Source organism: Fusicatenibacter sp. (genome assembly GCF_977045365.1).
Genome location: NZ_CDRRUH010000013.1, coordinates 21,548 through 46,989, shown reverse-complemented (window position 1 = coordinate 46,989; position 25,442 = coordinate 21,548). Strand labels below are relative to the sequence as shown.

The 25,442-nt window shown below is 49.3% G+C and carries 22 protein-coding genes; all 22 read right to left on the bottom strand.

What is annotated here, in order from left to right; all coding sequences use genetic code 11:
* Nucleotides 1-79: 79 nt before the first annotated feature.
* The 22 genes from ACY2VW_RS04855 to ACY2VW_RS04750 all read right to left on the bottom strand — a co-directional run bounded on the left by ACY2VW_RS04855 (nucleotide 80) and on the right by ACY2VW_RS04750 (nucleotide 25,329).
* Nucleotides 80-775, bottom strand: coding sequence for a YggS family pyridoxal phosphate-dependent enzyme (locus ACY2VW_RS04855; protein ID WP_022462859.1), 696 nt, complete (start codon nucleotides 773-775; stop codon nucleotides 80-82).
* Nucleotides 776-795: 20 nt separating this feature from the next.
* Nucleotides 796-2,079: an HlyD family efflux transporter periplasmic adaptor subunit gene (locus tag ACY2VW_RS04850; protein ID WP_461877257.1), complete on the bottom strand. Its 1,284-nt coding sequence runs from the start codon at nucleotides 2,077-2,079 to the stop codon at nucleotides 796-798.
* A gap of 205 nt (nucleotides 2,080-2,284) precedes the next feature.
* Nucleotides 2,285-2,704: a hypothetical protein gene (locus tag ACY2VW_RS04845; RefSeq protein ID WP_022462857.1), complete on the bottom strand. Its 420-nt coding sequence runs from the start codon at nucleotides 2,702-2,704 to the stop codon at nucleotides 2,285-2,287.
* A 221-nt stretch (nucleotides 2,705-2,925) separates the two neighbouring features.
* On the bottom strand, nucleotides 2,926-4,011 hold the full coding sequence (locus ACY2VW_RS04840) for a D-alanyl-D-alanine carboxypeptidase family protein (RefSeq protein WP_242998322.1): 1,086 nt from the start codon (nucleotides 4,009-4,011) through the stop codon (nucleotides 2,926-2,928).
* A complete protein-coding gene (mgsA, locus tag ACY2VW_RS04835; RefSeq protein WP_022462855.1) occupies nucleotides 3,986-4,390 on the bottom strand; it encodes a methylglyoxal synthase in 405 nt (134 codons plus the stop codon). Before mgsA ends, ACY2VW_RS04840 begins: the two co-directional genes overlap by 26 nt.
* Nucleotides 4,365-5,561 (bottom strand): FtsW/RodA/SpoVE family cell cycle protein, encoded by a 1,197-nt coding sequence (locus tag ACY2VW_RS04830; protein WP_461877255.1) that lies wholly within the window; start codon nucleotides 5,559-5,561, stop codon nucleotides 4,365-4,367. The genes mgsA and ACY2VW_RS04830 overlap by 26 nt, the downstream gene beginning before the upstream one ends.
* Nucleotides 5,545-5,805: a cell division topological specificity factor MinE gene (locus ACY2VW_RS04825; protein WP_022462853.1), complete on the bottom strand. Its 261-nt coding sequence runs from the start codon at nucleotides 5,803-5,805 to the stop codon at nucleotides 5,545-5,547. Before ACY2VW_RS04825 ends, ACY2VW_RS04830 begins: the two co-directional genes overlap by 17 nt.
* A gap of 12 nt (nucleotides 5,806-5,817) precedes the next feature.
* The gene (gene minD, locus ACY2VW_RS04820) at nucleotides 5,818-6,597 is read right to left on the bottom strand and encodes a septum site-determining protein MinD (RefSeq protein ID WP_347043982.1); all 780 of its coding nucleotides are present in this window, start codon (nucleotides 6,595-6,597) and stop codon (nucleotides 5,818-5,820) included.
* Between the two features lie 130 nt (nucleotides 6,598-6,727).
* Entirely contained in the window at nucleotides 6,728-9,712 is a 2,985-nt protein-coding gene (locus ACY2VW_RS04815) for a penicillin-binding transpeptidase domain-containing protein (protein WP_461877253.1), read from the bottom strand.
* Complete coding sequence (mreD, locus tag ACY2VW_RS04810) at nucleotides 9,697-10,224, bottom strand: rod shape-determining protein MreD (protein ID WP_461877252.1); 528 nt, start codon at nucleotides 10,222-10,224, stop codon at nucleotides 9,697-9,699. Before mreD ends, ACY2VW_RS04815 begins: the two co-directional genes overlap by 16 nt.
* A complete protein-coding gene (gene mreC / locus ACY2VW_RS04805; RefSeq protein WP_347043979.1) occupies nucleotides 10,225-11,076 on the bottom strand; it encodes a rod shape-determining protein MreC in 852 nt (283 codons plus the stop codon). It abuts the gene before it with no gap.
* Nucleotides 11,077-11,097: 21 nt separating this feature from the next.
* Complete coding sequence (locus tag ACY2VW_RS04800) at nucleotides 11,098-12,111, bottom strand: rod shape-determining protein (RefSeq protein WP_347043978.1); 1,014 nt, start codon at nucleotides 12,109-12,111, stop codon at nucleotides 11,098-11,100.
* A gap of 56 nt (nucleotides 12,112-12,167) precedes the next feature.
* On the bottom strand, nucleotides 12,168-12,857 hold the full coding sequence (gene radC, locus ACY2VW_RS04795; RefSeq protein WP_022462847.1) for a RadC family protein: 690 nt from the start codon (nucleotides 12,855-12,857) through the stop codon (nucleotides 12,168-12,170).
* Nucleotides 12,858-12,951: 94 nt separating this feature from the next.
* The gene (locus ACY2VW_RS04790) at nucleotides 12,952-14,565 is read right to left on the bottom strand and encodes an NAD(P)/FAD-dependent oxidoreductase (RefSeq protein ID WP_461877251.1); all 1,614 of its coding nucleotides are present in this window, start codon (nucleotides 14,563-14,565) and stop codon (nucleotides 12,952-12,954) included.
* Nucleotides 14,562-15,749 carry a BaiN/RdsA family NAD(P)/FAD-dependent oxidoreductase gene (locus ACY2VW_RS04785; protein WP_191892615.1) on the bottom strand — a complete coding sequence of 396 codons (1,188 nt, stop codon included), beginning with the start codon at nucleotides 15,747-15,749 and terminating at the stop codon, nucleotides 14,562-14,564. The genes ACY2VW_RS04790 and ACY2VW_RS04785 overlap by 4 nt, the downstream gene beginning before the upstream one ends.
* Nucleotides 15,749-17,035 (bottom strand): methionine gamma-lyase family protein, encoded by a 1,287-nt coding sequence (locus ACY2VW_RS04780; RefSeq protein WP_461877250.1) that lies wholly within the window; start codon nucleotides 17,033-17,035, stop codon nucleotides 15,749-15,751. The genes ACY2VW_RS04785 and ACY2VW_RS04780 overlap by 1 nt, the downstream gene beginning before the upstream one ends.
* A gap of 2 nt (nucleotides 17,036-17,037) precedes the next feature.
* Complete coding sequence (gene miaA / locus ACY2VW_RS04775; protein ID WP_461877268.1) at nucleotides 17,038-18,006, bottom strand: tRNA (adenosine(37)-N6)-dimethylallyltransferase MiaA; 969 nt, start codon at nucleotides 18,004-18,006, stop codon at nucleotides 17,038-17,040.
* Nucleotides 18,007-18,015: 9 nt separating this feature from the next.
* The gene (gene mutL / locus ACY2VW_RS04770; protein WP_461877249.1) at nucleotides 18,016-20,280 is read right to left on the bottom strand and encodes a DNA mismatch repair endonuclease MutL; all 2,265 of its coding nucleotides are present in this window, start codon (nucleotides 20,278-20,280) and stop codon (nucleotides 18,016-18,018) included.
* Between the two features lie 55 nt (nucleotides 20,281-20,335).
* Nucleotides 20,336-22,972: a DNA mismatch repair protein MutS gene (gene mutS / locus ACY2VW_RS04765; RefSeq protein WP_461877267.1), complete on the bottom strand. Its 2,637-nt coding sequence runs from the start codon at nucleotides 22,970-22,972 to the stop codon at nucleotides 20,336-20,338.
* 280 nt (nucleotides 22,973-23,252) lie between these two features.
* Nucleotides 23,253-24,020, bottom strand: coding sequence for a hypothetical protein (locus tag ACY2VW_RS04760; RefSeq protein ID WP_461877248.1), 768 nt, complete (start codon nucleotides 24,018-24,020; stop codon nucleotides 23,253-23,255).
* An 18-nt stretch (nucleotides 24,021-24,038) separates the two neighbouring features.
* Nucleotides 24,039-24,704 carry a hypothetical protein gene (locus tag ACY2VW_RS04755; RefSeq protein WP_055228134.1) on the bottom strand — a complete coding sequence of 222 codons (666 nt, stop codon included), beginning with the start codon at nucleotides 24,702-24,704 and terminating at the stop codon, nucleotides 24,039-24,041.
* A gap of 22 nt (nucleotides 24,705-24,726) precedes the next feature.
* Nucleotides 24,727-25,329, bottom strand: a complete 603-nt coding sequence (locus ACY2VW_RS04750; RefSeq protein ID WP_461877247.1) for an LURP-one-related/scramblase family protein — start codon at nucleotides 25,327-25,329, stop codon at nucleotides 24,727-24,729.
* Between the last annotated feature and the right edge of the window lie 113 nt (nucleotides 25,330-25,442).

Below are 25,442 nucleotides of genomic sequence, written 5' to 3'. Positions count from 1 at the left end.
TCCTATTTTTAGTCCTGTGGCATTTGGCCAGACAGCCGTGCAGAATGCGCGGGGTCACTCTTCTTGGAAAGGCTTCCTGTTATCTTTTACTGTAATCCCGTTCGCCAAAGACTCCGGTTCCAACCCGTACTAAAGTGGCGCCTTCTTCTACTGCTACTTCGTAATCGCCGGTCATGCCCATGCTCAAAATGGCCATACGTACATTATTAATGTTTTTGGCGGCAATGTCAACACTTAATTCCTTTAATTTGCGAAAAACCGGACGATTTTCTTCTGGATCTTCCACATACGGTGCAATGGTCATAAGTCCCTCCACATGAATTGCCGGAAGTTTTGCGATTTCTTCAATCAATGGAAGGGTTTCCTCTACGGAGACACCAAACTTGCTTTCCTCGCCGGCAACGTTTACCTCGATCAGGATCGGGATTTCGCAGTTGTGCTTTACCGCTTCCTCACTGATCGTTTTTGCCAGACGAAGAGAATCGACAGAATGAATCAGGGCAACTTTTCCTGCAATGTATTTTACTTTATTCCGCTGCAGATGACCGATCATGTGCCAGTGGATATCCTTTGGCAGCACTTCCTCTTTTTCTGTCAGCTCCTGCACTTTGTTTTCACCGAAATTGCGTTCGCCAAGATCATAGATTTCGGAAAGCATTTCGACCGGTTTTGTCTTGCTGACCGCAATCAGGGTAACTTCCTCCCGGTTCCGTCCAGCTCTTTTGCAGGCTTCTGTAATTTTCTTCTGGACTTCTTCATAGTTCTCTTTCAGCATATCTTTCTAACCTCCAGTATTTAATGCACAATATCTTCTTCACTGACGGTGGATGCATTTTCCACAATATAATCATACTGCGAAATGCCGTATTGCGTTTGTTTTTTTATGATAGAATACTCCGCATTCTGATCGATGATCTGAATTTTGCGAAATACAGCATATCCTTTGTTGATGCAGTAAACACCCTGCAGCGGAACCGTTTCTCCAATCTGATACGTTGTGGCGGAATCCTGTGCACGAAGTATATCTCCATCATTAAAAGCGGCCATGTCGACGTAATATTCGACCGGATTATCATTTTCATCATTGACCTGCTCATAGATCGTGGCGTTTACAAATTCTGTCACCGGCTGTCCGTTATCATCCAGCATGACATTTCCTTTTTTATCGGTCTTTTCCCGCAGGAAACCGGAAGAATTGCTGTCTCCGCCCTGTACGAGCATCTGCGCTGGGATTTTATAGAAATCTTTTTCCGTGATGGCAGTATTTGGAATTTTCAGTCCGCTTCCAGTGTTTGTGACCAGCTCTATTGAAAGAAAACGGTCTTCCGCATAACGGATCATCCCGCTTGTAAACGAAATGACAGCATAGTTCTGATCGTTAATGGACTTTAGATTCAGTGTTCCCGTCTGTGTTTTTCCGTCTTTCAGAAATTTAACTTTTATCGTACTGAAATTGGAAAGTGTAACGACCTGCTTATTCGTCACCGGAACGGCAACTTCCCACTGCTCATCTGTCACCAGACGGTATACTGCATTTCCAGGCTCCGTCTGCGCGCCGGAATCAAAGGAAACCACAGAGGCTTTCGTAGAGAAAAGCTCCGGCGTAAGGCTGTCCTCCGTATAGCTTTCATATCCATCACTGCCGTAGACGACAACACCGTCCTGATCTGCATAAAATATCGTCTGTGATGAGGAATCTCCGTTTTCAGCGGCAGCGGCAAGCAGCTTTGCGGAAAGTTCTGTTTTCAGCTGATAAATGCCGGAAAAGGAACTGGAATCATAATCAGAAGAAAAACGTGCGAGCGAGGAACGAAGCGACGTTCTCGTTGCCGCATCTGCCGAAATACCAGAGGTATCGGCATTTTCTGTTGCGGAAATCCCATAAACAGCGCTTCCGCGGCTGATTTTCGATGCATTTGGGGTATAGAACTGAACATATCCGCTGCCGGAGGAAAGCTGCACGCTCTCTGTCCGCATGGCGAATGCGGTATAGGTATCATTCCGGGATAAAGTTCCCTGCACAACCTGAAAAGATTTGATATGATCGGCGGTCAGGTAAAAGAAAAGTGAAACTGCCATATAGAAAAAAAGGGCTCCAAAGATGATATTTCCAATATTCAACGGCGGAAAAGGGAAACGGATTCTCGAATGCCGGCGGCTGTTCTTTTTCTGCTTAGACAAAATGTATGCTCCTTTTATTGTTTAATCCATGCGCTAAAAGGACGGTGCCGTAAGCGCCGTCCTTTGGTTTTGTCGCTATGCAATTATTATAATACAGTTTTGGTTACAGTGCAACGATAATCTTATCCTGCATGCCTTCCGGAAGCTCTTCTTTATCCATGGAGACACTTAATACGAAGGTAATGTTATACTGCTTGCCAATGCCTTCCAGCTGTTCAACACAATCTGTGATGTCCTCTCCTTCCAGTTTTGCTACTTTCAGGAAGCTGTCGAGATAAACGCTTGCGAGATCGTGGTCCTGAGAAACGATACCGCAGATAAATCCGATAAATTCATCACTGTTTTTCAGAGGATAGTCGGTTGCGGAAATCAGACGTACTTTGTTGTTTAATTCAAACATGTGCTTTGTGCTCTTGTCAATATACACGATATTTCCGTTTGCGGTTTTTACCTCTGCATTTACTTTGTCTAACAGCTGTTTTGTTTTGCCTTTTCCCTTCTTGCCTACAATTAATTGAACCATAGCAGTTTCCTCCTTAGATTAGAATAAGATATTTTCACCAAAAACCTTTAAGTTCATGGTTTAATTATAGTACAATTCACCAACGTTTTCAATGGTAAAATGAAAAAATTCTGAAAAATCTTCTAATTCGCAGGGAAAGGAGCTCTGTTTTTCTAAACGGATACGACAATCTCCCGGATAGGCAGAAAAAACGCCGTCCGGGGGATTGCAAAAAGATTACGTCAGGAGTTGATATTGGAAAGAAGAGTGTTCATGTCCTCGTACAGTTCCACTTTTGTTGATGCATGAAGAATGACAGAGATAAACGGTTCTCCGTATGCATTCTGGGATACCAGTGCCAGGCAGGAACCGGCCTCATCGGTCGTTCCGGTTTTTCCGCCGAGCACCGTCACATTTTCCGGTGCGTTTTTCTCTCCGGTCAGATATTTGTCCGTGGAGCTTAAATAGATCGTTCCCGCCGTACCGTCCGCATGCGTCATGTTCAGCGTGTAGGAAGACATTGACATCGTATTCTGGAATTCCGTATGCTGATAGGCAGCATACAGCATCAGATAAACATCATATGCAGTAGTGTAATGATTCTCATTGTGAAGACCGTGCGGGTTTGCAAAATGCGTACCGGTCATGGCAAGGGAAGCTGCCTTATCGTTCATCATCTGAACGAAATTCTCTACACTTCCGCCTACCTGGCGGGCAATCGCCATAGCAGCATCGTTGGCAGAATAAATCAACAATGCATGGAAAAGCTGATCCATCGTTACCGTATCGCCCACGGCCAGTCCACTCATCTGGGATCCATCTTCCAGCGCAAGATCCTCTTCCGTGATCGTTACCTGCGTATCCGGCTGGTTGTATTCCATGGCAAGGAGAGCCGTCATGATCTTCGTGATGCTGGCTGGATAGACCTGATCATACATATTCTGCGCGAACAATACTTTTTTGTGATCCAGATCAAACAGTCCGGCCTTTACCTGTGAAGAAAACGAGATATCATTCAGCGGTACGCTCGTCTCACCGACACAGAGATCGGCAGAGAGCGTTTCAGCCTGAAACCGTTTTTCTGCCGAAAGCGGATCGGAGGCGAGCACCATACTTCGCGCAAACGGCTCTGTAATGTCCATCTGGCGGTCCTGACGGTACAGTTTCACACCGATCAGAACCGCAATAACAGCAACACAGACACCCGCGCCGATGATCAGGCGGTTTAAAATATGTTCGGTTTTTTCCGGAGCAGTCCCGTTTTTCTCCGTTACAGGCAGTTTCTGTTCTTTTTCTGTAGTATTAGTCGTTTCTCCGGTAGATTTCACGCCAGTCCATTTCTCCTCTGTCTAATGATTTGATCAGCATTTCTGCCGTTGCAAGATTGGTGGCAAGCGGAATGCTGTGTACGTCGCAGAGACGGATAATCCGATGGACATCCGGCTCATGCTGTTTCGGCTGTTCCGGATCCCGCAGGAAAATCACAAGATCCAGATCATTCTGTTCAATCTGAGAACCCATCTGCTGAACGCCTCCAACGTGTCCAGCCAGATATTTGCGGACGTTAAGTCCGGTTGCCTCTTCTACCAGACGGCCGGAAGTTCCGGTTGCGTAAAGAGTATGCTTGGCAAGTACCGAGCGGTAGGCGATACACAAGTTCTGAAGCAGCGTTTTTTTTGCATCATGCGCGATCAATCCGATGTTCATTGATGGTTTTCCTCCTTAGTAATTCATAGTTTCTGGTTACAAAATCCCGGTTCTGCAGTCCGACATTCAGGACAAGCCCCATTCCGATGTAAAGTGTTACAAGGGAGGTCAGTCCATAGCTGACGAACGGAAGCGGTGTACCGGTGTTCGGCAGGATTCCGGTTGCAACACTGATATTCAGAAAGCTCTGAAAGGCAATGAGTCCTGCCATACCGCAGCAGATCAACGTTCCTGACAGATCTTTTGCTTTCCGGGAAGTCCGGATGCATTCGACGAGAATCAGGAACAGGAGCAGGATGATTCCGCAGCATCCAAAGAAACCAAGTTCCTCTCCTGCCACTGCAAAAATAAAGTCATTATGGTTCTGGGAAACGAAATTTCCCTTATTTGCGGAAGAAACTTTATTGTTGTTGAGTCCTTTTCCGGTCAGCTTTCCGGAACCGATGGCTGTAATGGAATTCTGCTGCTGGAGACGGCCGTCGGCGTTGTCGGCATCATCGCTTAACCAGTCCTGAATTCGCCCAAGCTGATAACCAATCGTCTTGTCAAGAGCCGCCGGAAGCTGGAAATTCACCTGCGTAATGACAAGCAGAAGCGCAAGTACCAGTGCTGAACCGGAAACCAGAACAACGGCGATAACTTTGTAGCTTAAGCCCGCCACATACATCATAAAGCAGAACAGAACCATGACCGTAATCGTATTTTTCAAATCCGGCTGACGGTAAATCATAACGAGCGGCGGAATCAGAAGCCCGATCGCGGTAAAAATGGTTTTCGCCGTATTCAGATCTTCTTCATGCTTCATCAGAAACATCGCAAAAAACATGATCAGAAAGATTTTTGACAGCTCGGTCGGCTGAAACTGAAAGCTTCCGATCTGAATCCAACGGGTCGCACCAAACGTGTTTTTTGCGGTAGAACCGCCGAGATAAAGAACGCCAAGCATCATCAGATTTCCGATGTAAAGAACCCAGTAAAAATTCAGAAGCCAGCTATAGTCAAGCAAAGAGACAATAATCATGATGACTACGCCCAATACGACTCCGATGGCCTGTTTTTTCTGGTCTGCACTGTCTGCACTTCCGATCAGAAGCACACCAATGATGCTGATGGCAATCAGAAGAATGACCATCCGGAAATTATAATTTTTCAGCTTATATCGTCTTAACATGATACTCCTCGTTTCTTTTCAATGGTATTTTCGCTGTCAGTATGACAGGGGTTGTTTGTGTAATGGTGACGGAAATTTCATCCGCCTCAACGGTAAGGTATTTTCCTGCAGCAGCAGAAAGATCATTTTTCAGCATCTGAAGCGATGCCGGAGAACAGTTCAGACGTTCTGCCATTAAAAGATTGGACAGACGTTCTTTTGCAACGAGGCCGGAGTGCGGCTTTCTGCCTGAAAATAAACCCATACCAGTTCCCTCCTATCGCCCAAATACGCGTCGGAAAAATCCTTTTTTACTGTCGAGATCCAGATAGGGAACACTCTCCCCGAGAATCCTGTGACTGATGTTGGTAAAGGCTTCTCCTGCCCTGGAACCGCTTCCTGCGATTGCTTCGCCCTGGTTGGTGGCGATCACTACCTGCTCATCGTCGGGCAGAATTCCGAGCAGTGGAACTGCAAGAATTTCCTGCACATCGTCCACCGACATCATTTCGCCGCGCTTTACCATATCCGGCCGAATGCGGTTGATGATAAGGGCGATATCCCGCAGATCCTGTGCCTCCAGAAGGCCGATAATGCGGTCCGCATCCCGGATCGCCGAGACCTCCGGCGTGGTTACAACAATTGCCTTGTTTGCACCGGCAACCGCGTTTGCAAAGCCCTGTTCAATGCCGGCCGGGCAGTCAAGGAGAATGAAATCAAAGCTCTGTTTTAATTCCTCACAGAGCTTTTTCATTTGTTCCGGCGTTACGCTTGTCTTGTCTCTCGTCTGTGCAGACGGAAGAAGATAAAGCTGTTCGTAACGCTTGTCACGGATCAGTGCCTGTTTCATGCGGCAGTTGCCTTCCACGACATCCACCAGATTGTAAACAATCCGGTTTTCAAGGCCGAGCACGACATCCAGATTTCGAAGACCGATATCGGTATCTACCATCACGACCTTTTTTCCGAGCTGTGCCAGCCCGATTCCGATATTTGCTGCGGTTGTCGTTTTTCCGACGCCGCCTTTTCCTGATGTAATTACAATGACTTCACTCATCTGGAACCTCCTTGTTGAAAACTGTTCTGCATTTTCATGCCGCAGGATGCATGCGGAACGCTGTTCCGGCTTTGCATCCCTTCTCTTTTGCAGCTTTCTTTCCCCAGCATTGCATCACCGGAGAAATTCCTTAGTCTGCTCTCTGGCTTGTAACACCGTCGGAGTTCGCCTGACCGGACAGAACGTCATCTGAGAGGCCATAGTAATAGTCTAATATATCCTTTGCTACGAACTCGGCGTTCATAGAAGAATATCCAAATGGAATACGGACAGCAAGTGCGATATCATCCCGGCTTTCATAATGGGAGAATCCAATAAACAGTCCATGGTCGGCACGGGTACGGTCCTCCTGTGCGGTACCGGTTTTTCCGGAAAGCTCTACCGGCCAGGATTCCGGGAAAATTCCGGCGTTGGAGATGCTGATTACTCTCCGTATGCCCTCATGCACAAGATCCCAGATGCTCGAATCGACATCCATTTCGGAATTCACCGTCGGACCGAAGTCCTCACCCATATCGATATCATTTCCGTCGGAATCGGTTGCTTTCTGCAGAAGAGACAGATTATAAACCGTACCGGAATTTGCAATCGTCGTCACATAGCGTGCGAGCTGTGTCGTAGTATAGTTGTTGGTACCCTGTCCGATAGAGGAAGGGATTGGAAGGGAATCGGTTACATTCGGATCGGTCTCCGAAATTTCAATTCCGGTCTTTTCATCCAGTTTAAACATGTCAGCATATTTCTGGATCATTTCCAGCGAACGCTTCTGTGTGAAGTTTCCCTCTTCGTCGAGTCCCAGACGGTAGCCAATGGTACAGAAAAATACGTTACAGGAGTTCTGGATTGCGCCTACAATGTTCAGGTCGCCGTGGCCCGTCAGAAGGTGACAGTGGACATAGTCGGATTCATTGACAAGCCCTTCGCCGAACAGACCGTTACAATTAATGGTTTCGGTCGGTGTGATAACGCCTTCGCTCAGTCCGGCAACAGCCATCAGCGGTTTGAAGGTAGAACCAGGTGCCGTCTTCTGCTGTGTTGCTTTGTTGTAGAGCGGGCTGGATTCATCTGTATTCAGTTTCGCCCAGTATGCGGTATCCATCTGGTTTGCCAGACGGTTGTTGTCGTAACCCGGATAGGAAACACAGGCCAGAATTGCACCGGTATTCGGATCTGTGATAACAGTGGAACCGGAACATGGGTCGAGTGCAAGCTGCGCCGGTGTGATTTCCAGTTTGTCAATCTTGTCGGATAATAGCTGGAACGGTGTCATATTCCCGGCAACGTATGCAGCATAATCCGCATCTTCTTTTGTCAGCAGATTCTGATCGTACATCAGATTGCAGATATCATAGCCGTCCAGCATATCCTGAAGCAGCATATAATGATACAGCTTTTTGGCAAAGGTTGTATTGGTTGTAAGGCGGTCCAGGATGAGTTCGGTCAGTTTCTGGTAGACTTCCTGTGAATCCAGGTAGGCATCGTCCTGGGTCAGGGCAGAGACATCAATCCAGTTCTGGCTTGCTGCGTACATCAGATAAGAACGGAGTGATATCGTGCCGTCATTCCATGCCTGGTACGTATCGTCCTTCTCATTGATCGCCGTCGTGGAAAGAATACCAAGCGAATTTGAGAGAAGCTTGTCTACGATAAACGTTTCGTACTCCTGCATCTCATCACTTAAATCGTTGTAAACAGCTGCATCGTCACTGTCGAGTTCCTGCGAAATCTCCGCAAGTACCTGCTGAAGTTTCTGCTGGAACAGTGCGTACACTCTCTGCTCATGATCTGTCGCATCATCTGCAGTAAAATGAGAAATATCAATCGTACTGTTTTCAATCAGCGCATTATATACATCATAAATCGGGATTGGAATCGCATTGGTGTTTGTAAGCTCTGATGCATCTACTGTTTTGCTGTCACGCAGATACTGCTTTAAAATTCCGGCAATTCTCTGTTCCAGAATTTTATATACTGCAATCTGCAGGTCATAATCAATCGAAAGATAGACATTGTTTCCCTGTTTTGGCTCAATCAGGGAACCCTCTACCGTTTCCAGCTCTTTTCCGACATTGTTTACGATGAGTTCCTCTGAACCGTCAGTTCCCTGAAGCGTTGTTTCCAGATACTGTTCCAGACCGGATTTTCCGACGATGGATTCCGTGGAATACGTTTCTTCTTTTCCTTGGCTTTTCAGTTCTTCGTTCAGCTCTGTCAGCTCGTCCGAGGATGCCTGTCCGGTATAGCCGATCAGGGAAGAAAAATATTTTCCATCGTAATAAACACGCTCGGAATCCTCCGAAATACTGACACCCTGCAGAACATCTTCGTTTTCTGCAAGCGCTGCAGTTGTACTGCTGCTGACCCCGGAGGCAACCGTTACGCGGACGTACTTCTGATAGTTGGTCTGTTTCATCTTATAACGGACGACCAGAATTTCCAGACGTTCCTGATTGGAAAGAGAAAGGACAGCTTTTCCGGACTCATCCGTCTGATATGGAAGACCGTACTGCTCGAAATCATCAGCAGAGTACGCATTTTTTTCATCCTCAGAATAGGCATCGAGACCAAAGCCGTCTGGTCCGGCAAGAAAGGCCATCAGGGTTTCGGCACTGGAGCTCTTCTGTTCTGCTGTCATATCATCAATCTTTTTCTGCCCATAAATATCTGCACGGAAACGGTCTCGGTTTGTGCCCTCCTCGCCTGTGAAGACAAAAGCACCGGTCTCATCCACTTCAATCGGGAAAGTGCTGGTATCAATCGAGTCCCCGTTTGCGCGGATCAGTTTACAGAGGCGGTAAAGTTCGGCATTCAAAGAGAGAATACGCTCTTTTGTCGTATTGTATGTTCCGTTATCCTCGATGGTTACGGAGTAGGAAACTTTATTTCCGGCGATCAGTTTTCCGTTCCGGTCATAAATGTTTCCTCGTGTACTCTCGAGGGTTCTGGTTTTTGTGATTTGCAGTTCAAAATTATCCGCATACTCTTCTCCATGCACCACCTGCAGGATAAAAAGTCTTCCGATCAGGACGGCAAACATAGCAAGGAAAACCACACCAAGCAATAGGGTGCGGTTTTCACCGAGTCTGCGGAAAAATTTTCTTATCTTCTTAGCCATGGCGACTGTTGTCCTTCCATTTCATTTTCGGTCAGTTTACGGTTGATGATAAATAAAAGCCGGTAAAGCAGAATGGAGAGCACTACCGTGTATACCATTTCCGGCAGAATAATATGCGCCAGATAATCGAAAAAGTGCAGGCGCACGCGCAGCAGGAACTGCAGCACATACATCAGCAGACTGTAGATCAGATCGCTGGCAGCGACCAGCACAATGTGTACCTTAATATCATCATCATAGAAGACTTTGCAGAAAAAGCCGTTCAGATAACCGATATACATATAGAGCAGTGCGTAAAATCCAAACAGGCTGCCATAGAACAGGTCAATCATCAGACCGCTGAAAAATCCGACCATCAGTCCCTCTTTTTTTCCGCGCATCAGCCCGAAAGCAGACGTCAGAATCAGAAGAAGGTTCGGCGTTACGGACGCGATCTGAAAATACTGAAATACAGTTGTCTGTAACAGAAAAGCTGCCAGAATCAGAAAGGCAAGCGTGATTTTTCTGCGCATTTACTCTCCTCCCTGCTGTTTTAATTCTTTGATTACGAGAACTTCCTGAATATGTTGAAAATCTACAACAGGAATGATGTATCCCTTTTTCGTCAGGTGGTTGGAGTCCTCGGTAATTTCACTGACATAGCCGATCAGAATACCGCGAAGGTATTTGTCGCTGATGTTCGATGTCACAATCTTTTCGCCCTCAGCAACCGTGTCGGTCGTATTAAGCTGGGAAAAAGCAAGCTTTCCGTCACTGATCAGGCGCAGATCGCCTGATACAATACACGTATCCGAGGTAGATGCAGTCATGGCGCTGACAGAGCTGGAGTCGTCAATGATGGAACGGACCGTGGCAGAATTGGAACTTACCTCTTCGACGAGTCCCACAAGACCGCCGTCCGCGATAACGTTCATGTCTTTCTGAATGCCGTCATTCGATCCTTTGTTGATAACAAAAGTATCATACCAGTTGCCAGGATCCTTTGAAATAACCTGCGCTGCTACTTTTTCATATTCCGAGTAGGACTGGTCAAGCTGATAGAGGTCCTGAAGGCGCTGCAGCTCCTGCTGATCCTGGACGAGCTGATTGTTTTCTTCGGTCAGATCCGTGACCTTCTGTTCAAGCTCCTCTTTCTCAGCGGACAGTTTTTTGACGTTCTGGAAACCGGTCAGGCAGTCGGTCAGATACGCACCGATCTGGTTAATACCATTCTGAAACGGGATAATCACAAATCCGGCAGCCTCCCGGATCGGCGTGACTGGCATCTTGTCTGCTGCACTGCCTAAAATGCCGGAGAGACACAGGAACGTCATGATGAAAAGTAAATGTTTGCTTTTTAGCTGAAATTTTTTCTTCTTATTCATAGCGGGTCCTTTTTGATAGATTTACTTCTTTTTATTTACTGTATAAGCCCAGCGATGCAGTGCATCGTGCGTAATCAGTTCTTTGAGCCCACAGATGGTACAGAGGTCATAATACTGGGAAAGCTGCACCGGACAGCCGAGCTGCCGGGAAAGATACCGGTCAATATTCGGAATCCTTGTGCTTCCGCCGGTAATGTAGATGCCCTCTTTCTGGATATGGTCGTGAATCTGCGGCGGCGTACGCTCCAGCGCGTGCTTAATTTCCTCGCCGATGACATTGACGCCGGTGAGCAGTGCTTCATTTACAAGGGAAGAAGTAATGATCCCCTCCATCGGAAGACCGGATGCACCATCCACGCCGCGCACTTTTCGTGCCTCTTTTTTATCGGTCCCGAGGTCTGCCAGCGCAATTTTAACCCGCTTGGCCGTTTTGGAACCGATCTGGAAATTATTTTTGCGGCGGTTCAGATTGCAGATTGCTTCGTTGAACTGTTTTCCGCCCATTGGGATAATTCTGGAAAAAATAACCCTTGCGTTTGCAATAACGGAAATCTCCGTACTCTGGGCGCCAATATTGACAATCATGGATCCCTTGGTCCGGTTGATCGGAATGCCGAGCGCCAACGCGTCTGCAATCGGTTTGTCAACAAGATACATACGGCAGTTTTTCAAAGCTCCCTTATGTGCAATGGTATAATAAGAACGCCGTTCAATCTCTGTCATATCGCATGGGACTGAAAAATACAGCTCCGGGCGGTATCCCATGTGGCGCGTACAGCGATGGAGAAGGGTATGCAGTACTGCTTCTACCATTAATACATTCGCAATGCGTCCGTTGCTCATGGGGGTAATTACCTCGATATTGGAAGGCGTTCTCTCGTGCATTTCATATGCGTAATTTCCAACGGCAATCACCTGTTCGCGGTTGCGTATGGCAATCATGTTTTTTTCTTTTGTGATCGTGTCTTTCTTCAGGTCATAAATCTTGACGGTACTGGTGCCAAGATCTATGCCGTATACATTTCGAATCTGCATCGTGCTCCTTTAACTTGTTCCCTTCATTTCGGCATTCCTGCCTGTAGTTTCCGGGATCAGATTCCCTGTTCCAGCATGCTGGTATAGCAGTGATCCCCGATAATAATGTGATCCAGCAGGGTAATACCGAGCATTTCGCCTGCCCGCCGGATCTGCCGTGTCACGGTAATGTCGTCGCCGCTTGGTTCCGGAATTCCGCTTGGATGGTTGTGAACCAGCAGAATATGAACCGCACGGAACTGCAGTGCCGCAAGAAAAAGCTCCCGCGGCGAAATCATCGTCGCATTGACCGTTCCTCTTGTAATTTCCTTTTCTCCGAGAAGCTGATTTTTTGTGTCCAGCATCATGCAGAGAAGAACCTCCTGATCCTCGTGGCGGAGACGTTCCATGTAATAATCCGCAATGGAAGCCGGATCATGAAAGCAGAGACCTTTTCTTGCTCCGGCCGCGGCCATTCGTTTGGAAAGCTCACCGATGCACTGGAGCTGGATCGCTTTTACTTCCCCGACTCCGCGGATCTGCAGAAGTTCCTGTCTTGTACAGTGATAGAGTCCTAACAGGCCCTCCTCTTTTCCGGGAAGGGAAAGAATTTCTCTTGCGAGCTCCAGGGATGTTTTTCCCCTTGCCCCGCATCGTAAAATGACAGCCAGAAGCTCCGCGTCGGAAAGACTTTCCGGGCCGTTTTCCAGGCATTTTTCATATGGCTGTTCCATCGTCGGCAGGTTTCGTAATCCATTTTTTCTCATGTATTCCTCCCACCACTCTTCCGGGAATTTTCATGGAATACATTGGTTTGAATCACCCATCATTCTAGCACAACTTTCCGCAGATGTATAGGAATTATGAAAAATTCATATATTTTTTTGCAATTTCCTCTGCCGTTTTTAATCCGTCCATGGCTGCGGAAGTGATGCCTCCCGCATAGCCTGCGCCCTCTCCGCACGGGTAAAGACCGGTAAGCGACGAACTTTCGAGCGTTTCATTTCTTACAATGCGGACCGGTGACGAGGTACGCGCTTCCACGCCGGAAAGAACGGCGTCCGGACGGGAAAAGCCGTGGATTTTCCGCTCAGATGCACGAATGCCTTCCACAAGGGAGTCTCCGATAAACGTCGGAAGAACTTCCCGCAGATTGGCGAAAGTCCATTCTCCGCAGATGGAAGGGGTTACCTCTCCAAGTGCTGTAGAAACTCTGTTTTCACAGAAATCACCAAAAAGCTGCACCGGAACTTTGCCTTTTCCGGCTTCCCACGCAGCGTGTTCAAGCGCTCTCTGGAATGCCACACCATCGAGTACGTCCGGCGTTCCCTCTACATGGTACGGGCGGTAGTCTTCCGGTGTTACGGTGACAATCATAGCGCTGTTCGCATTTTTACCTTCCCGGTCAGAATAACTCATACCGTTGACGCAGGTGCGTTCCGCTTCCGAGGATGCGTTGACAACATAGCCGCCGGGACACATACAGAATGAGTACACACCTCTTCCGTTTTCACACTGATTGGTGACCTTATACGGTGCTGCCCCAAGAAAATCCGGTGCCTCCGGTCCGTACTGATCCTCCGTGATCATCTTCTGCGGATGCTCAATGCGGACGCCGACAGCGAAGGATTTTGCTTCCATGGAGATCTTATTTTCGCAGAGTTTAAAGAAGGTATCGCGTGCAGAGTGGCCGATCGCAAGGACTGCCGTCTCAGCGGCAATCTTCTCGGTTTCATTGACGGTTACAGAAGTGAGTCTGCCGTTTTCAATCCCAAAGTCCGTCACTTTTGCTCCGAAACAGACTTCTCCGCCCCATGCCTCGATCTTTTTCCGCATCGTTGTCACAATTCCGATGAGCTGATCTGTGCCAAGGTGCGGTTTCTGATCATACAGAATTTCTTCCGGTGCCCCGCATTCCGTGAAGATCCGGAGTACCTCACGGTTTCTGCCGGATGGATCCTTCACCGAAGTGTTTAATTTTCCATCCGAAAACGTACCGGCGCCGCCCTCTCCGAACTGTACGTTCGATTCCGGGTTCAGAACGCCGGTTTTCCAGAACGCATCGACACTTTTCTTTCTCTGTTCTGCAGATTCGCCGCGCTCCAGAACGAGCGGACGGTAGCCATGCTTTGCGAGAACATAGGCACAAAAAAGCCCTGCCGGACCGCTTCCGATAATAACCGGCCGGTGAACAAGAGTCTGTTCTCCGGATTTTGGGAACACATATGGCTTTTTCTCCGCTTTTACGATCTGGTTATTTTTCGCCTTCCGCAGTACGGCGTTCTCATCTTTTACTTTTACATCAAGCTGATAAACGTATTTTAATTCGGATTTCTTTCTGGCATCAATTGAGCGGCGTAAGAGCTCAATTTCCTGCAGATCGTGTTTTCCGATTTTCAGTGTTTTTCTTATTTTCTGTTCCAGTTCCTCCTGTGTGTGAGTGACTGGAAGCTTTAATTGCTGTATCCGAATCATGTATGTTCTCCTGCTGCAGCTCTTCCGGCTGCACTTCCGCTGGACCAGGCCCACTGGAGATTGTAGCCGCCGCAGACGCCGTCGACGTCCAGGGCTTCTCCCGCAAAGAAAATACCAGGGTGCTGTACCGATTCCAGAGAATCCGTAAGCTGGTCGAGCGTGATGCCGCCCGCACACACCTGGGCTTTTCCAAAGTCGGTCTGGCCGGTGATCTGTAAACGATATGATTTGATGGCGCCTGCCATTTCTTCCGGAATCTTTTTCTTTCCGATCAGAACCGGAATGAGTTTTTCCGGAAGAAGGCCGATCAGAAGCTCTTTTGGCGCTTTATACGGGCAGATTTCCTGCCGTCTGACAAATTCTGCAGTAAGCTCCGATTCCGTCAGTTCCGGAAAGAAGTCTACGAGAAGTTCAGCGCGTTTTTTCTGCATGCAGGCGCGCACAGCGAACCGGGAAATCTGGAATACCGGGATGCCGGAGACACCGTAGTCGGTAAGCTGCAGTTCTCCCTGTTCCGTCAGAATCTCCTGATTTTCAACCAGAAGCGTAATCTTCGCGCGCACCCGAACACCCGCCCAGGAGGAAAACTGGTTTCCTTTGCAGCGGAGCGGGCAGAGGGCCGGGGAAAACGGAATCGAAGCGAGCTGAAGCTGATCGGCAAATCGAAGTGTATCTCCGTCGGAACCGGCGATCTGGGAAGCACAGCTTCCGCAGCAGATGATGACGCTGTCAGCCGGGTACTGCCATCCTTCGGTGCGCACCAGATAACCATTTTCGGCTTTTTCCACTGCAACAGCCGTTTCCCGTGTCTTGATTTTTACCTTTCGGAATCTGGCTTCCAAAACCAGCAGATCAAGAACGGACTGTGCCTGCTCGCTGGCCGGATAAAGCCAGCCTTCACGGCTCCGGATGCGGATGCCGAGCTGTTCAAAAAACTGTTCGGTGTCCTGTTCGGTAAACTGTTCGAGAACCCGTGATGCACGCTCCTGATTTCCCGTGCGGTAGCACGATGCATCCTGATAACGATTGGTAAAATTACACCGTCCGTTTCCGGTCGCAAGAAGCTTTCTGCCCGGTTTATCGTTCTTTTCCAGAACAGTGACCGCGGCACCGAGACGTGAGGCCCAAATTGCCGCCATCAGTCCGCTCGCGCCGCCGCCGATAATTACCACATTTTTTGCCATTATAATGTCACCATACCGGCATCGACGAGTTTCTGAAGACTCATCAGAATACCGAATTTTGCGTGCTGCCACGTAAGCCCACCCTGGAAGTAGACAGCGTACGGTGGTTTGATCGGGCCGTCGGCAGAAAGTTCAATGGAAGAGCCCTGCACGAAAGCGCCAGCTGCCATGATAACTGGGCTGTCGTAGCCTGGCATATCCCAAGGTTCCGGGGAAACGAAGCTGTCGACCGGGGCAGCTGCCTGGATACCCTGGCAGAATGCGATGACGCCTTCCGGTTTTCCAAACGTTACCGCCTGAATGATGTCGTGACGGCTCTCGGTTCCGTTTGGAACAACGGCAAATCCCAGTTTCTCATAAACATTTGCAGCAAAGACAGCACCTTTTAATGCCGCTGCGGTAACGGTCGGTGCCAGGAAGAATCCCTGGTAGAAGGAACCGTTCACACCAAGTGTTGCGCCAACCTCTTTTCCAAGTCCCGGGGAGAGCAGACGGTATGCTGCATTTTCCACGTACTTTTTCTTTCCAACAATGTAACCGCCGGCCGGAGCCAGTCCGCCGCCCGGGTTTTTGATCAGGGATCCGACCATCAGATCTGCACCGACATTGGTCGGTTCGATCGTCTCCACGAACTCGCCGTAGCAGTTATCGACCATACAGATGACATCTGGTTTGATATTTTTAATAAATGCAATCAGTTCACCGATGCGGGTAACAGAAAGCGTCGGTCTGGTCTGATATCCTTTCGATCTCTGAATCGTCACCATCTTTGTCTTTTTGTTGATGGCATTTTTGATTCCTTCGTAATCGAAAGAGCCGTCCTCTTTTAAATCTACCTGGCGGTAAGTTACGCCATATTCCGCAAGAGATCCGACGGACGGGCGGATGCCGATCACTTCCTCAAGGGTGTCGTACGGTTTTCCAACAGGAGAAAGCAGTTCGTCGCCCGGGCGGAGATTTCCGGAAAGCGCCGTTGCAAGCGCATGGGTTCCGCAGGCGATCTGCGGGCGTACCAGTGCATCCTCAGTGCCGAAGCACGTTGCATAGACCTGCTCCAGCGTATCACGTCCCAGGTCATTGTATCCGTATCCTGTGGTTCCATATAAGCATGCCTCGCTGACCTTGCTTGCCTGCATGGCGTGGATGACCTTTAACTGGTTGTATTCTGCGATTTCATCAATTTTTGCAAAACGCTCTTTTAGTTCTTCCTCAATTTTCGTTCCAAATGCGAAAACCTCTTTGGAAATGCCAAGTGTGCTGTACATAGCAACTTTTTCTGTCAACATGATTATTCTCCTTCTTCCTTTGCATCAGCCGAAACGATTTCGTTCCAGCGATCCAGCATATAGGATAATATTTTTTCTTCGTCGTAGTCAAAATCCGGCTTGTTCAGCCAGATCACATCCTTTTCCCGGCGGAACCAGGTCAGCTGCCGTTTGGCAAAATGACGGGTGTCCCGCTTGATGATATAGACGGCCTCCTCCAGCGTGCATTCGCCCGCAAGATACGGGAACAGTTCTTTGTAGCCCAGTCCCTGCATGGAGACAAGATCTCTTGTGTATCCCATTTCTTTCAAACGGAAAACTTCATCAACCAGTCCGTCGCGGATCATCTGATCGACGCGCCTGTCAATGCGGTCATACAGAATCGAACGTTCGTCGTTCAGCACAAAATAAGCAGAACAGTACGGAGATTCCTTCTGCTTCTGCTCCTCGTTGTGCTCCGAAATCTTCTGTCCTGTCTCGTGATAATATTCCAGCGCCCGGATTACACGTTTTACATTATTCGGGTGAATCGTCTCCGCGGAAGCAGGATCAACCTCGGAAAGTTCCCGGTACAGTTCTGCCGCGCCTTCCTCCGTTGCTGCTTTTTCTTCCAGCTGTTTCCGGATCGGCAGTTCACCGTGCGATTCCGTAAAATCAACTTCTTTTAAAAGTGCCTGGATATAAAAGCCGGTGCCGCCCGTCACGATCGGAATCTGTCCGGCGGCGTATATTTTTTCCATCGCTTCATGCGCCAGTTCCACAAACTTCACGACGTGAAACTCTTCGGAAGGATCGAGCACATCGATCAGATAATGCGGAACGCCGCACATCTCCTCCGGGCGGATTTTGGCAGATCCGATATCCATATGGCGGTAGACCTGCATAGAATCCGCGGAGATAATGGCCCCATTCACCGTTTTGGCAAGCGAAATCGACAGCTTCGTCTTGCCGACGGCGGTCGGGCCGGTCAGGATAATCAAAGGTTTTTTCAAAAAAATCACCTACACAATTCTCTTAAATTTCTTTTCCAGTTGCCGCTTCGAGAGGGAAATGATCGTCGGGCGGCCGTGCGGGCAGTGGTACGGATCTTCGAGCGTCAAAAGCTCGGCAATCAGCTGTTCCGCCTCCGCATAGGAAAGATGGTTGTTCCCCTTGACAGCGGCCTTGCACGACATGGTCGCCAGACGGTCTTTTAAGATCTCCAGCGGCTTTTCGCGGACCTCCTCGAGATTGTCAAGAATCTCGATAAACAGTTCTTCTGTCGCAATGCCGTACAGATTGTGCGGCACAGCGTTGATCGCATAGTCCTTTCCGCCGAACGGGGAAATTTCATAGCCGAAGGACTGGAAGACATCCATGTAACGGGTCACAAGATCTGCTTCCTGCGGCGTTAAGGAGACGATCAGCGGAGGACTCACCATCTGGGATGTGACGTTCTTTTCCCGGTAATTCTTCATCATCCGTTCAAACAGCACCTTCTCGTGTGCGGCATGCTGATCGATGATGTAGAGATTCTCGCCGTACTGAATCAGCCAGTACGTATCGAAAACCTGGCCGATAATGCGGTGCGATTTCTCTGCTTCCGGGGTAAGAAACTGCTCATCAAAGAGCTGCATCTGGCCTTCCGGCTCAGGCGAAGCGGATGCAGATGAACGTTCTTCCGGCATGGAAGGCGTCTGCGGAACCGTCTCTGGCTCCTGCGGATGCTGTATTGCTTCCACGCTTGAGCGGCCTGCTGGATTTGTAACTTCCTGCTCCGCATTGCTGCTCTCCTGCTGCTCCCACGCTTTTACATCCTTATTCCGCGCTGCTGCCTGCTGTGATTCAGCCATACGATTCGGTGTCTCTGTTTGTTTCAGAAACGTCTGAGAGGTCTGCGGCAAAGCAGTCTCCTTTTGCATTGGCATTTCTGCTGCAGTTTCAGCTGAACTCAGAACCGCCGTTTTTTCTGTCTGCACAGAATGATCTGCCGTCTTTGGCACGTTTCCTGCACCCGGCTCAAACAGTTCTTCCTCTTCCCGCGTCATTCCCGTCGTCTGCTGAACCGGCACATACGTTTTCGCTGCGCGGTATCCATTTCGTTCCACCTCCGGGAAAATCGGCATTCTTCTGCTCTGGCTGGAAACCGGCTCCACCGGAAGGGACTGCCGTGCAAAGCCTTCTTTTACCTGCCGTTTCTGCTCGAACGGTTCCGGAACAACAATCTGTTCTTTCCGTGCCGCTTTTTCCTCTGCTTTCCGTTCCCTGTCGGAAGAAAGCGAAACCTTCACAATCTGCTCCCTGTGATTCAGGGCATCCGAGATCATATCACGCATCTGGCGGTAAATCTCCTCCTGATGGGAAAAACGAAGTTCCATCTTCGTCGGATGCACATTGACGTCGACTGCTTCTCCATCCATCTGGACATAGAACAGCGTAAACGGATATTTATGCTGCATCATCGATGTCTGATATCCGTCCTCGATCGCGCGGGCCAGCAGCTTGCTCCGCACATACCGTCCATTCACGTAATAATTTTCAAAATTCCGATTTCCCCTCGAGATCACCGGTTTTCCGATAAAGCCGTCGATCGTCATCAGTGGGCTTTCCGAGTGAATCTCGATCAGCTCCCGCGCGATGTCGCGGCCATAAATATTATAGACCAGTTCTTTTAAATTCCGGTTGCCGCTCGTATGGAGCTTCACCTGTGAATTCACCATATATTTAAACGAAATCCCCGGGTGCGACAGCGCAAGCTGCTCCACAACGGAAGTCACCGCATTCGCCTCCGTAACCGGCGTTTTTAAGAATTTCTGACGAGCCGGCGTGTTGTAAAAAAGATTCCGGACCAGAAAGGTTGTTCCGGTCGGGGCACCGACCTCCTCATTGGCCTTCTCCGCGCCGCCCTCAATCACATACCGCGTTCCCGTCAGCGCATCCGGCGTTTTCGTAATCATCTCGACCTGCGCAACCGCCGAGATACTCGAGAGCGCCTCGCCGCGGAAGCCAAGAGATGCAATCTGCACGAGTTCTTCCACGGAACGGATCTTACTCGTCGCGTGGCGCAGAAAAGCGAGCGGCACCTGTTCGGCCGGAATGCCGCTTCCATTGTCCGTGATCCGCACCAGCGAAATACCGCCGTCGCGGATTTCCACGGTGATCGCCGTCGCACCGGCGTCCATTGCATTTTCCACCAGCTCCTTTACCACGGAAGCCGGCCGTTCCACGACCTCACCGGCCGCAATTTTATCGATCGTATTCTGATCCAGTACTGCTATGGTAGCCATGTTGTTCCTTTCTGTTTCGGATTGTATTCTAACTTATGTTCTGGTTCAGTATTCCCTATTTCCAGCGGTTTTTCACCTTTCCCTGGAAACGGTACAGGGTATTTAAAGCATCCATCGGCGTCATGTTCGAGATATCAAGTTCAGAGAGCTCCTGGATGATATCATCATCCTGCACCGTATCGAACAGCGACATCTGTGCCATATCGACCTCGTCGTAGTGAACCGGCTTTGCTTTCGGTTTCTTCTGCATCGTCAGGTCCTTGACCGCAGCAGTGATATCGGCATCACTTAACTGCTCCACCAGCTCCTGCGCCCGGGAGAGCACCGACTCCGGCACACCTGCAAGACGCGCTACCTGGATACCGTAGCTCTTATCTGCGCCGCCCTGTACAATTTTACGCAGAAACACGATATCGTCGCCCTTTTCCTTGACGGCAATACAATAATTGTGCACGCCCGGCAGCTTTCCCTCGAGCTCCGTCAGCTCGTGGTAATGTGTCGCAAACAGCGTTTTCGCGCCGAGCAATTTCGGATTCGCCACATGCTCAATGACCGCCCAGGCGATCGAAAGACCGTCGAATGTACTCGTACCTCTTCCGATCTCATCGAGAATCAGCAGACTGTTCGAAGTCGCATTCCGAAGAATATTTGCCACCTCCGTCATTTCGACCATAAATGTACTCTGGCCGCTTGCAAGGTCATCGGATGCGCCGACACGGGTAAAGATCCGATCCACAATACCGATGTTTGCCTTCGAAGCCGGAACAAACGAACCGATCTGTGCCATCAGCACAATGAGAGCCGTCTGGCGCATATACGTCGATTTACCGGCCATGTTCGGTCCGGTGATGACGGAAACGCGGTGGTCACCGTTGTCAAGCAGGGTATCATTTGCGATAAACATATCGTTTGGAATCATCTTCTCGACCACTGGGTGACGGCCGTCCTTGATATCAATCTTTCCGCGGCTGTTCAGCTTCGGGCGCACATAGTGGTTGTGCTCGGCAACGTAGGAAAGCGATGCATACACATCGAGCCGTGCCAGAGCCTGCGCCGTGCGCTGAATCCGCTCCGCCTCACCGGCAACCGTATCACGTACCGTACAGAAAAGATCGTATTCCAGCGCATACAGCTTATCCTCCGCACCGAGAATCGTATCCTCGAGTTCCTTGAGGCGCGGGGTAATGTAGCGCTCTGCATTCGTCAGGGTCTGTTTTCTTGTATAGTAATCCGGCACGAGGTCTTTAAACGAGTTCGTTACCTCCAGATAGTAGCCAAATACCTTGTTGTATTTGACCTTCATATTTTTGATGCCGGTTTTCTCGCGCTCACTTGCTTCCAGCTCACTCAGCCACTGTTTTCCCTCAGTCTTGGCGTGACGGTAATTATCGACCATCTCGTTGTAGCCGTCCTTGATCATACCGCCGTCGCGCATCAGATACGGCGGATCATCGACGATTGCCGCATCGACAAGCTGATAGAGGTCCTCGAGCGGGTCGAGATCCTCCTGAATCTGTGCCAGAGCGCCGCCGTCAAACGAATTTAAGAGCTGTTTAATGTAAGGCAGCATCTGCAGCGATGATTTAAAGGCAATCAAGTCACGCGGATTCGCGGACTGGTAGCTGATTCTTCCGACGAGACGTTCGAGGTCATAGACCGGGCGGAGGTATTCGCGGATTTCCTCGCGGATCATCGCCTGCCCCGTTAGCGTCTCTACCGCATCGAGTCTTGCATTGATTTCATCCTCGTCGATCAATGGCTGCTCCACGTAGCTTCGCAGAAGACGCGCGCCCATCGCCGTGCGGGTTTTGTCGAGAACCCAGAGGAGGGAGCCGCGTTTCTGCTTCTCCCGCAGCGTTTCTACCAATTCCAGATTCCGGCGGCTGGAGCTGTCGATCAGCATATATTTGTCTGTCACATACGGTGTAATCGAATTCATGTGAGACAGATCCGATTTCTGTGTCTCGTGCAGATACTGGAACAGCGCACCGGCTGCAATTGTTCCGCAGTTGTAATCAGCGATGCCAAGGCCCTCCATGGTCGCCGCATGGAACTGCTCCTGCAGCGTACGGCGGCAGATGTCATCGTCGAAATACCAGTCTTCCAATGCATTGACGCAGATATGAAGACGGGTCCGGAGATCCTCCACATCAATGCCGCAGAGCAGGAATGACTGATTGCAGATGATTTCCGCCGGCATAAATTTCGTGATCTCATCCACAAGGCGGCGCGGCTTGTCCATTTCCGTGACGAGGCACTGGCCGGTGGAGATATCTGCCGTAGAAATGCCAAAGCATCCCTCCATGCAGACGATCGACATGATGTAGTTGTTCTTCGTCTCATCGAGTCCCTGCGGGATCAGCGTCGTACCCGGTGTGACAACGCGGATGACTTCGCGCTTTACCATGCCCTTTGCCTGTTTCGGGTCCTCCATCTGCTCGCAGATCGCAACCTTATGGCCGTTCTCTACAAGACGGTTGATATACCCTTCTGCCGCGTGATACGGGATACCGCACATCGGAGCGCGCTCCTCCATGCCGCAGTCCTTTCCGGTCAGCGTAAGCTCAAGTTCTTTGGATACCAGGGTGGCATCCTCGAAGAACATTTCGTAGAAATCACCTAAGCGGTAAAACAAAATGGTATTAGCCGGGTCAGTCAAGCCCGTCTTCGTCTGGCAATAATGTACCATCATCGGGGAAAGCTTCTCACACTGATCCAGCGCATCCTGTGCTGTCACAGGCCGCGTGGACATCAGTGCCGGCGCTTTTACCGCTGTGTTTTTTGTTTCTGTATCGTTCATTTGTATTTCATACCTTTTCTCAAGAATAAATATAAGAAGTATAACAAACGTCATACCTGCACAATTTTAGCATGAAACCAGAAATTGTGCAAGATTCACAAGCGTATAAAATGCCCCCTTCCTGTCAGTGGTTTTTTCTCAAAACCAGCCGTCCAGGAAGCGAGCATTCCCTTTAATTTTTCTTTTTTTGTCTCCATTTTGAGAAAGACGAACCAATCAACAGGATCAGCACAAAAACAACGGCAACCGTTTCATAAATCTGCACGCCGGTGTTGACAGGATTGTCGTCAATTGAGCGGTAATCGCGCTCCAGACGCCACAGCATCGCCATCCGGTCCATGAAATCAATCTGCCGTGCGCCGTCCGTCTCGGTCTTAAAGACGGCACAGTAAAGATTCGTGTACCACTGGTCAAGAAGACTGACCCCTGATCGCCCGATCTTTCCGCTGCCGATCTCCTCGTCATTTTCATCATACAGAATCCTGCCGCTTCTCGAACTCTGGTAATCGAGCGGCGTTTCATCTACATCAAGGAAAATCAGTCTTGTATCTTTTCCATGGGAGGTATCCACATACTGCTCCTGCGCATAGCCAAGACACGTACCGGATGCGTCGTAATAGCCGTACGTCGTGCCGGAGCCTTCTCTGTCATTGATGGGCTCATCCTCCACATAGTCAATCGAAAACCACTCCTCCTCGTTGATATAGACCGTATTCTTCTGAAGATAGCCCGCCACTTTTCCGTCTGCCACAATCTTCGTCTTTCGTTTACTTCCATACAGGTCAAAGTAGATTTCTATGGTTTCTGCCGATGTAAGCGCCTCTTTTGCCTCATCCGCAGTTGCAAACTCAGATTCCGGCACTTTTTCTTTTCCGCAGCCGCCAAGCACCAGAGCGGCGGCAAGAAAAAGACCAGCGGCTGTATATATTCTCTTTTTCAACTGCCTTTTTCCTCCGCCTTACTTGTTATCTTTGTAATACTCATTTGCCTCATCGTACATCATATCGAGCAAGGCGTATTTATCCTGGAAATCCATCACCTGCGTACCGTTATCCTCCAGGTTCACATAGAGATTGCACTGTGAACCGGACCAGTCCATCTCTTTTTTCGCAGAACCGATCACCGTTCCGCCCTCTGTATAAATGGTATGTCCATCCTCTGATGCGTAATATGGTTTTTCGTTCAGATCTGCATCGAGAAAAATAATGTAATACGCTTCCGGCATCTGATCCGGTGTCGTCACGCGCTCCTGTGCATAGCCAAGCAGGTTGTTGTCCGGATCATAGAATGCATAGGTAGTAGCGGATTTTGTCATCTTATTGATTTCTTCGTCCGTCACAATTTTCATATGGAACCATTCTTCGCCGGAAATAGAGATCGTCCAGGTCTGATCAAAGAGACCGCTGTTTTTCATATACGCGGCAGCCTTTTCATCCGCATAAATGTTTCCCGAAGCGTCAACGTTATCCAGATCACAGCGCATGCGGACGGACGAAGCCGATGCAAGGGCTTCTTTTGCCACATCCGCGTTTTCATACCCTAACTTTTCTTCTGCCGCCGAGCAGCCGCACAGAAGCAGAAGTCCTGCTGTAAAACCCAAAAACAATTTTGTCGTTTTTCTCATAGATTCCCCTCTCTTTCTTTTGTCAGGACCGATTGGAAAGACCGCCGTCCTTGTCGCGTGCCAGTTCTCTTGCCGCCATCACAGCGAGTGCGGTCAGCTGCGGCAGATATTTTGCATCGTAGACAATCAGAAACGCATTGTCGAACATGATGTTTCCGACGGTAAGATCCATATTGTCGACGATGGCGCCGATCATGGTTCCGTTCAGTTTTACCGAGTAATTGTGGCCGATGGAGCCGGCGTATTCCCGGAGTTCCAGTTTTCCCTCCGGCAGTTCCATCGAGAACTGATCCCGTACGAGTGCAAACTGCTTTTTCAACACACCATACGGCTCGCCGTACAGATAAAAACGGTAGGTCGGCAGCGCGTGGAGCAGTTCCTTCGTCATGCGAAAAATTTCCGTGTGCATCGCATCGTAGATATAAAACGTTTTCAGCGGCACCGTGCTGTCGATCTCGTAGACTAGGTTTCCGTCTGTATCCTCCAGATCGAAATGCTGGCCCGTCAGGCGGTAATCCTCCGTGAAAGTGTAAATCTGGGACGCCGAAATCTTCTGAAACGGCTGTACCGTTCCGGTTTTGACGAAATGCTCCAGATTCGCTTTTAATTCGCTCTGGAACATCATCAGATCGGAATGGTACTTGCTCCCCTTTTTTGTGTCAATTGAAACTCGCTCCTCCGCTCTATTTTGTTCTGCCTAGCGGGACAAAGAAAGCGTGTCGGCGCATCTTTTTTGTC

Coding starts and splice junctions, on each gene's coding strand:
- ACY2VW_RS04855 (WP_022462859.1), bottom strand. CDS start 775: ATGCTGAAAGAGAACTATGAAGAAGTCCAGAAGAAAATTACAGAAGCC.
- ACY2VW_RS04850 (WP_461877257.1), bottom strand. CDS start 2,079: ATGGCAGTTTCACTTTTCTTTTACCTGACCGCCGATCATATCAAATCT.
- ACY2VW_RS04845 (WP_022462857.1), bottom strand. CDS start 2,704: ATGGTTCAATTAATTGTAGGCAAGAAGGGAAAAGGCAAAACAAAACAG.
- mgsA (WP_022462855.1), bottom strand. CDS start 4,390: ATGAACATCGGATTGATCGCGCATGATGCAAAAAAAACGCTGCTTCAG.
- ACY2VW_RS04830 (WP_461877255.1), bottom strand. CDS start 5,561: ATGTTAAGACGATATAAGCTGAAAAATTATAATTTCCGGATGGTCATT.
- ACY2VW_RS04825 (WP_022462853.1), bottom strand. CDS start 5,805: ATGGGTTTATTTTCAGGCAGAAAGCCGCACTCCGGCCTCGTTGCAAAA.
- minD (WP_347043982.1), bottom strand. CDS start 6,597: ATGAGTGAAGTCATTGTAATTACATCAGGAAAAGGCGGCGTCGGAAAA.
- ACY2VW_RS04815 (WP_461877253.1), bottom strand. CDS start 9,712: ATGGCTAAGAAGATAAGAAAATTTTTCCGCAGACTCGGTGAAAACCGC.
- mreD (WP_461877252.1), bottom strand. CDS start 10,224: ATGCGCAGAAAAATCACGCTTGCCTTTCTGATTCTGGCAGCTTTTCTG.
- mreC (WP_347043979.1), bottom strand. CDS start 11,076: ATGAATAAGAAGAAAAAATTTCAGCTAAAAAGCAAACATTTACTTTTC.
- ACY2VW_RS04800 (WP_347043978.1), bottom strand. CDS start 12,111: ATGCAGATTCGAAATGTATACGGCATAGATCTTGGCACCAGTACCGTC.
- radC (WP_022462847.1), bottom strand. CDS start 12,857: ATGAGAAAAAATGGATTACGAAACCTGCCGACGATGGAACAGCCATAT.
- ACY2VW_RS04790 (WP_461877251.1), bottom strand. CDS start 14,565: ATGATTCGGATACAGCAATTAAAGCTTCCAGTCACTCACACACAGGAG.
- ACY2VW_RS04785 (WP_191892615.1), bottom strand. CDS start 15,749: ATGGCAAAAAATGTGGTAATTATCGGCGGCGGCGCGAGCGGACTGATG.
- ACY2VW_RS04780 (WP_461877250.1), bottom strand. CDS start 17,035: ATGTTGACAGAAAAAGTTGCTATGTACAGCACACTTGGCATTTCCAAA.
- mutL (WP_461877249.1), bottom strand. CDS start 20,280: ATGGCTACCATAGCAGTACTGGATCAGAATACGATCGATAAAATTGCG.
- mutS (WP_461877267.1), bottom strand. CDS start 22,972: ATGATGGTACATTATTGCCAGACGAAGACGGGCTTGACTGACCCGGCT.
- ACY2VW_RS04755 (WP_055228134.1), bottom strand. CDS start 24,704: ATGAGAAAAACGACAAAATTGTTTTTGGGTTTTACAGCAGGACTTCTG.
- ACY2VW_RS04750 (WP_461877247.1), bottom strand. CDS start 25,329: ATGATGTTCCAGAGCGAATTAAAAGCGAATCTGGAGCATTTCGTCAAA.